Annotated in this window: 11 protein-coding genes and 1 pseudogene; 6 read left to right on the forward strand and 6 right to left on the reverse strand. The window is 44.1% G+C overall.

Annotated features, from left to right (window positions below):
* Positions 1-170: 170 nt before the first annotated feature.
* The 3 genes from AB4653_RS03750 to AB4653_RS03760 all read left to right on the forward strand — a co-directional run bounded on the left by AB4653_RS03750 (position 171) and on the right by AB4653_RS03760 (position 3,432).
* Positions 171-773, forward strand: a complete 603-nt coding sequence (locus AB4653_RS03750) for a YitT family protein (RefSeq protein ID WP_009847440.1) — start codon at positions 171-173, stop codon at positions 771-773.
* Between the two features lie 82 nt (positions 774-855).
* Positions 856-2,421, forward strand: a complete 1,566-nt coding sequence (locus AB4653_RS03755; RefSeq protein WP_009847441.1) for a winged helix-turn-helix domain-containing protein — start codon at positions 856-858, stop codon at positions 2,419-2,421.
* A 102-nt stretch (positions 2,422-2,523) separates the two neighbouring features.
* Positions 2,524-3,432, forward strand: coding sequence for a hypothetical protein (locus AB4653_RS03760; RefSeq protein WP_009847442.1), 909 nt, complete (start codon positions 2,524-2,526; stop codon positions 3,430-3,432).
* Positions 3,433-3,573: 141 nt separating this feature from the next.
* Here the strand turns inward: AB4653_RS03760 and treC are convergent, their stop codons facing one another.
* The 5 genes from treC to gmhB form a co-directional block, all read right to left on the reverse strand.
* Positions 3,574-5,259, reverse strand: coding sequence for an alpha,alpha-phosphotrehalase (gene treC, locus AB4653_RS03765; protein WP_009847443.1), 1,686 nt, complete (start codon positions 5,257-5,259; stop codon positions 3,574-3,576).
* 138 nt (positions 5,260-5,397) lie between these two features.
* A complete protein-coding gene (gene treB / locus AB4653_RS03770; protein WP_009847444.1) occupies positions 5,398-6,822 on the reverse strand; it encodes a PTS trehalose transporter subunit IIBC in 1,425 nt (474 codons plus the stop codon).
* Between the two features lie 204 nt (positions 6,823-7,026).
* Complete coding sequence (gene treR / locus AB4653_RS03775) at positions 7,027-7,971, reverse strand: trehalose operon repressor TreR (protein WP_009847445.1); 945 nt, start codon at positions 7,969-7,971, stop codon at positions 7,027-7,029.
* Positions 7,972-8,061: 90 nt separating this feature from the next.
* Positions 8,062-8,397 (reverse strand): MliC family protein, encoded by a 336-nt coding sequence (locus AB4653_RS03780; RefSeq protein ID WP_009847446.1) that lies wholly within the window; start codon positions 8,395-8,397, stop codon positions 8,062-8,064.
* A gap of 118 nt (positions 8,398-8,515) precedes the next feature.
* Complete coding sequence (gene gmhB, locus AB4653_RS03785; RefSeq protein WP_009847447.1) at positions 8,516-9,067, reverse strand: D-glycero-beta-D-manno-heptose 1,7-bisphosphate 7-phosphatase; 552 nt, start codon at positions 9,065-9,067, stop codon at positions 8,516-8,518.
* A gap of 240 nt (positions 9,068-9,307) precedes the next feature.
* Here gmhB and metN point away from each other — a divergent pair, with 240 nt between their 5' ends.
* From metN to AB4653_RS03800, 3 genes are all read left to right on the forward strand, one after another.
* Positions 9,308-10,342: a methionine ABC transporter ATP-binding protein MetN gene (gene metN / locus AB4653_RS03790; protein ID WP_009847448.1), complete on the forward strand. Its 1,035-nt coding sequence runs from the start codon at positions 9,308-9,310 to the stop codon at positions 10,340-10,342.
* Positions 10,332-11,015: a methionine ABC transporter permease gene (locus AB4653_RS03795; RefSeq protein ID WP_009847449.1), complete on the forward strand. Its 684-nt coding sequence runs from the start codon at positions 10,332-10,334 to the stop codon at positions 11,013-11,015. Before metN ends, AB4653_RS03795 begins: the two co-directional genes overlap by 11 nt.
* Positions 11,016-11,081: 66 nt before the next feature.
* Positions 11,082-11,891 carry a MetQ/NlpA family lipoprotein gene (locus AB4653_RS03800; RefSeq protein WP_009847450.1) on the forward strand — a complete coding sequence of 270 codons (810 nt, stop codon included), beginning with the start codon at positions 11,082-11,084 and terminating at the stop codon, positions 11,889-11,891.
* Between the two features lie 67 nt (positions 11,892-11,958).
* On the opposite strand, the pseudogene AB4653_RS03805 reads toward AB4653_RS03800, so the two are convergent.
* Positions 11,959-12,451: pseudogene (locus tag AB4653_RS03805) on the reverse strand (hypothetical protein); the annotation flags it as partial.

Below are 12,451 nucleotides of genomic sequence, written 5' to 3' on the forward strand. Positions count from 1 at the left end.
TGGTTATTGAGCTTATCCAACCAAAGATGACGCTTACTGTCAATTTTACGCTTTACACCCTGTAAAACGCAGATTACATAGGTTTACCTTAATTTTGCACCTCAAGCTACCGAAAGCTAAGGTTTTTCTCTACTATGCACGCCTTTATTGGTTAGGTAATTATAAAAACGATGGAAAAACACTCACGTAAAGAAGATTGGGTAGCCATTCTTACTGGCACGTTTTTAGTGGCGTTAGGCGTCTTCTTTTTACAGTCAGCAAATCTGCTTACCGGTGGTACTACTGGCTTGGCTCTGCTTTTGAGTCAATTCTTACCTGTAACCTTTGGTATTTTGTACTTTGTTGCCAACTGTCCATTCTATTTATTAGCTTGGAAACGATTTGGTCGTCACTTCGCAATAAGCAGTGCCATCTCTGGATTTTTAGTGTCTGTATTTGCCGACCATTTATACTTGGTGATTTCGTTAGACGTTCATAATGAAATTTACTGTGCAGTCGCTGGCGGCTTATTAATGGGCTTAGGCATGTTGATCTTGTTCCGTCATCGCTCGAGCTTGGGTGGCTTCAACGTATTGTGTCTGTTCATTCAAGATCGCTACGGTATCTCAGTAGGCAAAACCCAAATGGCCATTGATGCCTGTATTCTGTTTGCATCCTTCTTCTTTGTATCACCTTGGGTGATTGCCGTATCTGTATTAGGCACCGCAGTATTGAACATCGTATTGGCAATGAACCACAAACCAACTCGCTACTCGGTGAATTACGCGTCTTAATACCAATTCCCCTATGAATTACTAGCTGTTTTTAATAACAAAAACAGCTAGAATTTAGGTTTTATAAACCGTCGCCTTTTCTATGCAAGATTACCTCTCTAGCGCCAAAGACCAACAAGCCTCTATTTATATTGAAGGTTTGGAATTCAACCCCAACACACGAGTCTTTAGCTGCGACGAGCAGGTCATTGATTTAGAACCTCGTTCTATCGAGCTCTTAGAGTTATTTCTTACCAGCGTTGGTCAGCCGCTCTCTGCCGAGTACATTATTGAATCTATATGGCAAAGTAGCTTCATTTCCAAAAATGTTCTGACAAACCGAATCAGTACCTTACGTTCAATACTTCAAAAACATTTGCCTAATAGCGATGCGACCAAAATACTGGTGACTTACCCGCGCAAGGGCTACTTCCTTAACCCTAGCTCGGTTAGCTTTTCCACGGTTCCCCCTGAAACCGCAGCGGATGATGCCACAATAGAACCTCCAACCAGACAAAAAGGATTTGCCTCCAATCCAGTTAACCCCTGGCTTGTTGTAGTGTCTTTGGCTTTGCTGATCAGCACTGCGGTAATGGGTTATATGCTTTGGCAATCTTCGACTCGAGCCTCCGAAGTTGAACGCGACCAACGATTGATTCCTAAGGTCGAACTCCTCCTGAATCGATTGGATGCCATTGGTGATAATTCCAGAAAATACCGAAAAGTCGTAAAAGCATTATTACTTCAACAGCAGATTGAATACGCCTACACCGATCTTGCTAACCAAGATGCGCCAAGCTACTTCCTTGACCCTATTGATAGCTCTCCCTTCTTTCCGGGCGCAAAGAACATGCGTACCAGTGATTACCTGCTTAACATTCAGCTCAAAGATCAAGAAGTGGACAAACGCCTTATCGCAAAGATAAGCCTGATTTACCCAAACTCAGGGAAGCTCGCATTTGGTGGTGTTTACTCTATTGATGTCAATAATATCAGCAGCAGCCTTATGGAGATCAACCGAGAGCTAGCTAACTACTTTGCACTGCCAGCACCATTACCACCAGAATGGTCAGTCGACAATGCCGAAGTCAGCGAATTGCTAAGTGGAAAAGCCATAGCGCTGGATGGCATCAAGCTCAATACCATGACGTCGACTCTGATTGCGCGTCAACTTGCGCTATTTGAAACAGATCAGAAGAAGCTCGTCGCGTTCACTAACCTTGTTCAAACTCGTTTTAACCGACTACCAGACGAACTGAAGCTGTGGCTTGGTATCATTCATTTCAAACTAAGAGACCTGCAAACCGCAAAAGAGCTTCTGACCAATACCTCAGGCAACTCTACGATCGAAAATGCGTTGGTTTATATGATGGTTTCTCACATTGCTTATAAGCAAGACAACATGGAGAAGTTCCGCCTGAACTACATGGAGTCTCTGGTTGCGTTATTAAGAGTGGTTCCATCCGAAGATCTATTCGCTCGACTATCCAAACCTGAATCAAAATCGACCTGCCTACAACCTTGGAAGAGCTTAAAGCTAAGCGTTAAAGAGCCTCTGATCATAAAGCAGTGGGAAAACTTAATGCTTAACTACTGCACCGCAGTCGGGCAACAATTCTCAAAGGAAAACAAAAAAACCTTTCAGATAAATAACTTAAATATAAATTAAGATCTTATGTGACTTCGTTTTTTGCCCTATTCACTCCTCAAACAATAGCATTCCTAAAAACATCGGGCCCACCAAGGGCTTCCAACTTTAGGAATGTTCAACATGAAAAAAACAATGACGCTGCTAGCAACCTCTCTCTTTGCTCTCTATGGTTGTGGCGGCGGAGGCGGCTCTTCTTCTGGTTCAACAGATGGTAACAAAGGTCCAAACAATCAGGTTGATTACCCTATTGAGAGCTCTGCATTTGCCCCTAAATCAGAAACAACATTAGGCTACTCATTTACCAAAGATGGTCAGACTGAAGGCGTGATGATAATGAGCTTCACACCTGTAAGCGGTGAACTCATCATTGCTGGTTTAAAAGAAGAGACAGGTAATGAAGCGGTAGTTCAAGTTATCAACGACCTAATCAATTACGGCATCACCGAATTTTATGTTTCTGAAGACATCATGACGAATGCTGAAGGTACACAAGAAGACGGCAGCATTTATTTTGCAGGCCCCGACCGTGGGTTACACGAAATCACCAACGCTTACTTCATTGGTAGCCAATACATCACAAGAATGATGTACAGCAGCCCAATGTTCCGTTTGAAAGGAACAGACGTAAAAGAGAGCAACCCGATCATTGATATCAGTGAGGAAACCGTTTCGTTACAAGTCACGTTAGATGGCGAAGCAGTCGCTAACATGCTGAATGACTTTGAAGATCACTCGTGGGTAGCAAGCCTTCCAACTGACGCCTCGTGCCGAGTCACATGGCAACAACAGATTGAAGAAACAGGTGTACGTAAGAGTTTCAAGATCTCTGATAAATTAATCGAAGCTGCGAACCTAACAGAGAAAAACACCTACAACATCAACTGTGAAGGCATGGATTCCGCAGAATTTGGCACATCATCAGAGCGCTGGTTCAACCCAAGTATCGGCTTAATTGAACATATTGAATTGATGTCTGTAGAGCAATCTACTATTGAAGAATCAGCAGCGATACTGACCTCAATTAGCTAGCCTTGACTTAGATTCACTAAACCTAAACTTGACCGCGAAACCGCAAACAATAAAAAAGGCTTTGGGGAGCACTCCAAAGCCTTTTAACAGCCGAATCCTTTAAGGGGAATAAGAATCAAGCCGATTGAAATAAAAACAAGGCTAACCTTCGATCAAGAGAATGCGAGTCTCGTAAGGTCGCAAAACTTGATGATGAGACGCCACTAAACTCTCGCTCACTTGATAATTAGACAACAAGCTCTTAGCCTTCGCCATCTCAAAACGTTCAGGTAAAACGCATTCAGCCTCTTTACCATAGTAGTTGTTAATGCACAGCAGAGTTTGTTCTTCACTCTCACGAACATACGCAAAAATGGATGGATGCTCAGGCAGTAGGTCTTGATAGCTACCATGAGTAATCACCGGCACTTCTTTACGCAATTCAATCAAACTCTTATAGAAATAGAAGACCGAGTCTTTATCTTCAAGCGCTTGCTCAGCATTGATCTCAGTGTAGTTATTCGAAACATCTAACCATGGCTGTGATAGCGAAAAGCCAGCGTAAGGCTCACTGTTCCATTGCATTGGTGTACGAGAGTTATCACGAGATTTCTGCGCTAAAATCGCCATCATATCTTCATGAGTAACACTGTCACGGTTAACCATGATATCGTACATATTGGTACTCTCTACATCACGATACTGGCTGATCTCGGTGTAACCCGGGTTAGTCATGCCAATCTCTTCACCTTGATAGATATAAGGTGTGCCTTGCATCATATGCACAGAAGCAGCCAACATTTTAGCCGATTCAACACGATATTGTTGATCGTTACCTAAGCGGCTCACGACTCTTGGTTGGTCGTGGTTACACCAGAATAGTGCGCCCCAACCTTTTCCGTTCAAGCCAGTTTGCCAGTGGTTAAAGATCGACTTGAGCTGTAAGAAATCGAAGGGAGCGTTGGTCCATTTCTCACCATTGGAGTAATCGACCTTAAGGTGGTGGAAGTTAAACACCATCGATAGCTCGCTGTTATCAACGTTTGAATACTGCTGACAATGCTCCAACGTGGTTGAAGACATCTCACCTACGGTCACGCTACCATATTTCTGGAATACCGCTTCGCTGATCTCTTTTAGATATTCGTGCACACGTGGGCCATCGGTATAGAAACGACGACCATCACCAATATCATCATTAGAGAAATCTTGCTGCTTTGAAATCAGATTAATGACATCAAGGCGGAAACCATCGACGCCCTTCTCTGCCCAGAAGCTGATAACGTCTTTTACTTCTTCGCGTACAACCGGGGTCTCCCAGTTGAGGTCGGCCTGTTCTTTCGCAAATAGATGTAAGAAATACTGACCAGTGGCTTCATCCATTTCCCATGCATTACCACCGAACTTAGACTGCCAGTTGGTTGGTGCTTGACCGTTTACTGGGTCTTTCCAGATGTAATAATCACGGTATGGGCTGTTTTTGTCACCCAGTGCAGACTGAAACCATGCATGCTCTGTTGAAGTATGGTTGACCACAATATCCATCACGATGCGAATGCCACGTTGGTGCGCTTCAGACAATAATAAGTCGAAGTCTTCCATAGTGCCGAATTGAGGGTTAATCGCGTAGTAGTCTGAGATATCGTAACCATTGTCGATCATGGGTGACGCGTAAACTGGGGTTAGCCAAATCGCATCTACACTCAAATGTTTGAGGTAATCCAGTTTCGAAATGATCCCTTTGATATCGCCAGTACCCTTACTGCCACTGTCGCAGAAGCTCTTTGGGTAGATTTGATAGATGGTCGCGGTTTTCCACCAGCTTTCATCATGTTCAGTCATCGCCATCTCTAACACTCACTTACCAGAAAATATAAAATAAAAATCACCATGCAAATCATGGTCGAATAGCCGTTATAACTGAGAGAAAAAGCTATAACTAAGAGAAAAGCGATGACTCAATTGAATCATCGCTTGTTAAATGCATTACGCGTTGGCGGTTTCTAGCTCGCCTTTCATCTGTGCTCGTTTATAGAAGAACAATGTCAGCGTTATCGGCAGTACAACCGCCACCAGCATCGCGACTAAGTAAATCGACCAATATTGAGGTTGAATCGATAAGATGCCCGGCAAGCCACCAACACCGATACCATTCGCCATCACACCTGCACTACCACAGATTGCAGCCGCTGCGGCACTGCCGATCATTGCGCTCAGCATTGGGAATTTGTATTTAAGGTTGATGCCGTACATCGCTGGTTCCGTCACACCTAAGTACGCAGAGATTGCCGCAGGTACCGAGATGTCTCGTTCGCCTTCGCGCTTACTCAAAATGATGATGCCGACAACCGCTGAAGCTTGTGCAATGTTTGATAGCGCAATCAAAGGCCAGATTGGTGTGCCACCTAAGTCTTGCATCAGTTGTAAGTCCACAGCGTTGGTTGTGTGGTGAATACCCGTAATAACCAAAGGTGCGTATAGGAAGCCAAAGACCACTGAACCAAGAACCGCGAAGTCACCTGTCATTGCCACTTTGGCAGTGAATGCCACACCATCACCCAACATACGACCGAATGGGCCAATAAAGGCGTGAGCCAGAATCACAGACAAGATGATCGAGACAAATGGCACGACAACTAGGTACAGATAAGAGGGTACAATGCGCTTAAGGTTGGTCTCAATGAAAGCCAGAGCCACGCCCGCTAACATCGCAGGGATCACCTGAGCTTGATAACCGACTTTCTCAATCACGAACAAACCAAAGTCCCACACCTCAGGTACCGATTTACCTATCATGTAAGCGTTCATCAATTGTGGGGAAACCAAGGTCACACCGAGCGTGATACCCAAAATAGGGGTTCCGCCGAGTTTCTTAACCGTTGCCCAACACACACCAACCGGTAGGAAGAAGAAGATCGCTTCGCCAATCAACCACAAGAAAGAATGAACGGTAGCCCAGAATTGGCTTATCTCAACCAAGGTTTTGCCGTCGAACATGCGAATGTCGCCAATCACATTACGGAAACCAAGAATCAAACCACCCGTAATAATGGCAGGTAGCAGTGGTACGAAAATTTCGGCTAAATGGGAGATACCACGCTCAAGGAAGTTCATGTTCTGGCGAGCCGCTAGTTTCGCCTCATCTTTTGATGATGCATCTTTACCGGTTTGCTCAATAAGAAGGGCGTACACCTCATCAACCTCGGTGCCAATAACCACTTGAAATTGACCTGCGTTAGTAAAGCAGCCTTTTACCAGCTTAAGCTTCTCCAATTCTGCTTTGTTCGCTTGTTCCGTATCATTCAATACAAAACGCAGTCGAGTCAGACAATGGCTGACACTCGCAATATTCTCTTTGCCACCGACTAACTCGATAAGACGCGCAACGTCTTGCTTCGCTATCTTACTCATACTACCCCACCCTGGTTTCATTCAATTACTCATCTAAACCATGCAGCGATAACCACTCGGATTTAGACTTATGGGAACATTCCCAATCACGATTATTATAATGCCCACATGAATGATAAATTAAAATGGGAACAGTCCCATTAATTGAAAGAGATCACACTCTAATTTTAATCTAAGCGGTTCAATTTCGCTTGATTGAGTGGATTATAGAATAGGTGATTGAGTGTGATGAGAGATCTCTGCATTACCTAAAAGCTGAGAGATCAATAAATTAGCGGCCAACTTACCCGCAGATTGATACCCAGGATCAATACTAAATACTCGCGGGAACAAGAAAGAGAGAAGATCATTGCCACCAACACCGGTCACCACCACATCTTCACGTTGTAGTTCTTGCAGACGTTTGATTACACCAAGAGCCAATGTGTCACTGGCACACACAATCGCTTGAGTTGTAGGAGTCAGTACCTCATCCACCAGCTGATAAGCACTTTCATGATGAAGTTGACCAGTACGATAGTTGGCAATCACTCCAGCGCTTTCACACCAATCTAGATAGGCCTTAAGACGCAGTTCACCGGTTGATTTGTCGCTAGGATCAACGCCAATGAAACCAACCTCAGAGATTTCCTGCTCTGCTAGATGCGTTAACGCACTATTGATCACCTGTTGGTTATCATAGTTAATCGACGTCACGTTCTCGGTATCCAGAGCAATCACCACCGCTTTGTGTTCCCAAGCTTCGATTGCAGGAATATCACAGTCAGTAAAGCCAAACACAATGATGCCATCTACATTGCGGCGCTTGAGAACCTGAAGGTGCTCATTGGCTTTTTCTCTATCTAGCTGGCTTTCCATGATCACCACATCATAATCCGCTCGATACAACTCGGCCAGCATCGTACTTACCGCTTTGTTTTCAGAAGGAGAGTCCAGACGAGAGATGATGACACCGATGACTTTTTGACTGCCACCACGCATCGACTGCGCAGACTTCGAAGGCGTGTACCCAGATTCTTGAATTACTCTTTCCACCCTTTCACGGGTTTCAGGTTTTACTTTGGGATCATTGGTCAGAACGCGAGATACGGTAGACTTACCAACACCGGACAGCTTAGCAATATCGAGAATAGTGAGTTTTTTGCTCATAAAAAGTCTGACGTTAAAGGGAAGAGAAAGAAAAAGTGAGGGCGAACTCCCTCACTTAACTGTTTGTAAATCCTAGTAGATAACTATGACCTACTTTCGGCAGTTTTTATAGACGACACGACCAAATTCTAGACGTGCGTTGTCACCTTTAGTGCGTAAAGTGACGCTATTGATCAGTTCAGAGGTTCCATCATCTAAGATGTACTTCGTTCCTGAACCTGCCGCTATTTGAGTTAGGCGATATTCATTCTCTGGCAAACGTAATACCGCTTTTTCATTACCAAGGTAAGCGACCTTAAATGAAGCGTCAGACTCACATTGATAAGTCACGAATTGATCGTCCGAGACTGCACCATCAAGCGCCGCGGATTTAGAACACCCGACTAACGCTACCGTACATAGAGATGCTGCCAACAATGCTTTCATACTGCGTTCCTCATCTTTATATAGTTAACGGCGCTGATATCTTATTGATAGGTTAGCACCCCAGTTGACTGGTTAGAACCCACGTAATAAGTAAGCCTGTTAACGGTAGGAAAATGTATCAGCCTTTCAGGAAAGCTGGTACATCTTTAATGCTATCTAGCACGACACTGGCAAGTGCCTCACCCTTTTCAGTCACGGGTTTACCGGTTCTCACCAATACTCTGGTACCAACACCAGCGGCTTCTGCGGCCATCATGTCTTCAGCTTTATCGCCAATCATGACAGAGTTAGCCATATCAATTTTGAGAAAGTCACGCGCAGAAATGAACATACCAGGTTTAGGCTTACGACATTCACAATCTTGCTTGTAGTCGCCAATGCCGTGTTCAGGGTGATGAGGACAGTAATAGATACCATCTAACTCAACGCCATTATCGACAAAGTTCCAATCCATCCACTGCGTCAAAGAAAGAAAACGATCTTCGCTAAACTTGCCACGAGCAATACCAGATTGGTTGGTCACAAGTACCAATAAATAGCCCATATCTTTAAACGCTTTTGCCGCTTCAAACACACCATCGATGTATTCAAAGTCATGCTCATCATGTACGTAGCCATGATCAACGTTAATCACACCATCACGATCTATAAAAACAGCAGGTTTAGACAAAATTTAGTTCTCTATCAACTCTCTATTAATCATTAATTATTACACGCTTTATTTGCTTCATCACTATCTATTTAGTTTTGCGTTCGTTAACGATTTGTTTCTACCTTAGCAACACAATCGACGTTTAGCCGTCTAGACGTAAAAATATCTATTGACTTAGATCATAGAACACCATAGCATCGTCTGTAAATCGAGCGAGCTATCGACATATTATTCTGTTCCACCTGCACGGGTTTCTCTATGATTAAAGTGAATCAAGTCAATAAGGTTTTTTATCAAGGCACTAAAGAAATCAATGCCTTAATTGATATCAACCTCCACATACCTCAAGGTCAAATCTTTGGAGTCATCGGCTCTTCAGGTGCAGGCAAAAGTACCCTTATCCGTTGTGTAAACATGTTGGAAGCTCCAACATCAGGTGAAGTGATTGTTGACGGTATCGACCTGACAAAACTCAGCAAATCAGAACTTAGCGAAGCACGCCGTAACATCGGCATGATATTCCAACACTTCAATCTGCTGTCTTCTCGTACTGTATTTAACAATGTAGCACTGCCTTTAGAGCTTGCTGGTAAAGATAAAGCTGCGATTGAAGCGAAAGTGAGTGAACTACTTGAGCTTGTCGGCCTATCGGATAAGCGTGATACCTACCCTGCGAACTTAAGTGGTGGTCAAAAGCAGCGTGTCGCGATTGCTCGTGCGCTAGCTTCAGACCCGAAAGTACTACTGTGTGATGAAGCGACCAGTGCTCTGGATCCAGCAACGACTCAATCTATTCTTGAGCTGCTACGTGAAATCAACCGCAAGCTACACATCACGATCCTACTTATTACGCACGAGATGGACGTAGTTAAGAGCATTTGTCACGAAGTCGCAATCATTGGCGGTGGCGAGCTAGTAGAGAAAGGTACAGTTGGCGACATATTCGCACACCCTAAGACAGAGCTAGCACATCAGTTTATTCGCTCAACGCTAGACCTATCTATCCCTGAAGATTATCAAGCGCGTTTTCAAGAAACTCGTGTTAACAGTAGCTACCCATTAGTACGTCTTGAGTTTACTGGTGCAACGGTTGATGCTCCGCTGATGACGCAAATTGCTCGTAAATTCAATATCGATGTCAGCATCTTAAGCTCTGACCTCGATTACGCCGGCGGCGTGAAGTTCGGCATGATGGTCGCTGAGCTGTTCGGTAACGAAGCCGATGATAATGCTGCTATCCAATTCCTACGCGACAACAATGTAAAAGTAGAGGTGCTTGGTTATGTCCTTTAGTTTCAACGAGATTGCTGACTGGATCAGCCTTAACGGCAACCTTCTATTGGAAGCAACAGGCGAGACACTTTACATGGTTGCTGTTGCTGGCATCGTTGGTTTCGCTGTCGGTATTCCATTAGGCGTTATTCTACACACGACTAAAAAAGGTGGCCTGTTAGAGAACACCAAGCTAAACAAAATTCTTGGTGCGGTTGTGAACGTGGGCCGTTCTGTGCCTTTCTTAGTATTGATGGTAGCGATCATCCCTCTCACTAAGATGCTGATTGGTACCTTCATCGGAACAACCGCAGCGATTGTTCCGCTGACGATTGGTGCTATCCCATTCGTAGCTCGACTTATCGAGAGTGCACTACTTGAAGTACCAACAGGTCTAGTGGAAGCAGCTCAGTCAATGGGCGCAACACCCACACAAATCATCAATAAGGTTCTGCTTCCTGAAGCACTGCCGACTATCATCAACTCAGTGACGATTACGCTAGTGACTCTTGTGAGTTACTCGGCAATGGCTGGAACTGTGGGTGGTGGTGGCCTAGGTGATGTCGCGATTCGTTACGGATTTCACCGCTACGATGTGACCATTATGGCAGTAACAGTCGTCATGTTGATTGTGCTAGTACAAATTATTCAATCAATCGGTGATTCATTAGTTCGCCGCGTTGACCACAGATAACGACTTACAGACCAAAATCAAAGTCGTCTGAACCAAATTAAATAGATTTATTAAAAGGAGATTATTATGAAATTTAACCTTAAAGGTTTACTTACTATTGCAGCAGCAGCTTCAGCGCTAGTACTAGCAGGTTGTGGTGATAAAGAAGTCGATACTTCTAAGATCAAAGTTGGCGTAATGGCAGGTGCAGAAGCACAAGTTGCTGAAGTAGCAGCTAAAGTCGCGAAAGAGCAATACGGCCTGGATGTTGAACTGGTCACTTTTACGGATTATGTAACACCTAACGCAGCGCTAGATGATGGTTCTATCGACATCAATGCATTCCAACACACGCCGTACCTAGATCAGCAAGTTGCTGACCGTGGTTACAAGCTAACGGTCGCAGGTAACACTTTTGTTTACCCTATTGCAGGTTACTCTAAAGAAGTTAAATCGGTAGACGAAATCCAAGATGGTGCTCGTATCGCTGTACCAAACGACCCAACAAACCTAGGTCGTTCTCTACTGCTTCTTGAGCAGCAAGGTTTACTTGAACTTCGTGAAGGTGCAGGTCTTCTAGCTACCGTTCGTGACATCGTTGGTAACCCTAAGAACCTAACGATTGTTGAACTAGACGCAGCTCAACTGCCACGTTCTCTTGATGATGTAACTTTATCTATCATCAACACTACTTACGCGAGCTCTATCAACCTGACTCCACAAAAAGATGGCGTATTCGTTGAAGACAAAGATTCTCCATACGTGAACCTAATCGTTTCTCGTGAAGACAACCTAAATGCAGAAAACGTACAAAACTTCGTTAAAGCATATCAAACTGAAGAAGTGTACAACGCAGCTTCTGACATCTTCCAAGGTGGCGTAGTTAAAGGTTGGTAAATTAAGGCTGATAATTAACGTGTAATACAAAAAAAGCTGATACCTTCTGTATCAGCTTTTTTTTAACTTATTCTTCTATCATCGCCTGTAGTATGGGTTTTATTGAAAGAGCTGTTTCTACATGATCAGTATCTTTTATTATGACCTTAGCACCATGCTCTCTGAGAAATGAGGTTTCAGCCTCCGTCAATGCCCCAACTTGCTCATCCGACGCTGCGTAAACATATGTAACATTTCTCATATCGAGACCTTTTAGGGTCTCAGAATAACGATTGTATGCTAACCCTGCAGATAGTTTAGCCATGTTGATATCGGTGTAAAGACCATCCCCCCCCATTCCCGCTTCCTGCGCTGAAAAGTCGACTATAGTATTGTTATCTTCAAACCCCACCATGCGTCCACCTGCAAACTCAGTCCATACTTCACTTGGCATATCTAACCGTCCGACCATCAAGAGATAACCATCAGCAACATTACCTTGAGTTGCTAGCGACTCTTGAACCATAAACGCACCAAATGAAGCACCTACGACATAAACACGCTTGCCGCTATCTTTAAAT

The sequence above is a fragment of the Vibrio sp. 10N.222.48.A3 genome (assembly GCF_041475345.1).
Lineage (GTDB): Bacteria > Pseudomonadota > Gammaproteobacteria > Enterobacterales > Vibrionaceae > Vibrio > Vibrio tasmaniensis_A.

Coding starts and splice junctions, on each gene's coding strand:
- AB4653_RS03795 (WP_009847449.1), top strand. CDS start 10,332: ATGTCCTTTAGTTTCAACGAGATTGCTGACTGGATCAGCCTTAACGGC.
- treC (WP_009847443.1), bottom strand. CDS start 5,259: ATGGCGATGACTGAACATGATGAAAGCTGGTGGAAAACCGCGACCATC.
- AB4653_RS03755 (WP_009847441.1), top strand. CDS start 856: ATGCAAGATTACCTCTCTAGCGCCAAAGACCAACAAGCCTCTATTTAT.
- metN (WP_009847448.1), top strand. CDS start 9,308: ATGATTAAAGTGAATCAAGTCAATAAGGTTTTTTATCAAGGCACTAAA.
- AB4653_RS03760 (WP_009847442.1), top strand. CDS start 2,524: ATGAAAAAAACAATGACGCTGCTAGCAACCTCTCTCTTTGCTCTCTAT.
- AB4653_RS03750 (WP_009847440.1), top strand. CDS start 171: ATGGAAAAACACTCACGTAAAGAAGATTGGGTAGCCATTCTTACTGGC.
- AB4653_RS03800 (WP_009847450.1), top strand. CDS start 11,082: ATGAAATTTAACCTTAAAGGTTTACTTACTATTGCAGCAGCAGCTTCA.
- AB4653_RS03780 (WP_009847446.1), bottom strand. CDS start 8,397: ATGAAAGCATTGTTGGCAGCATCTCTATGTACGGTAGCGTTAGTCGGG.
- treB (WP_009847444.1), bottom strand. CDS start 6,822: ATGAGTAAGATAGCGAAGCAAGACGTTGCGCGTCTTATCGAGTTAGTC.
- treR (WP_009847445.1), bottom strand. CDS start 7,971: ATGAGCAAAAAACTCACTATTCTCGATATTGCTAAGCTGTCCGGTGTT.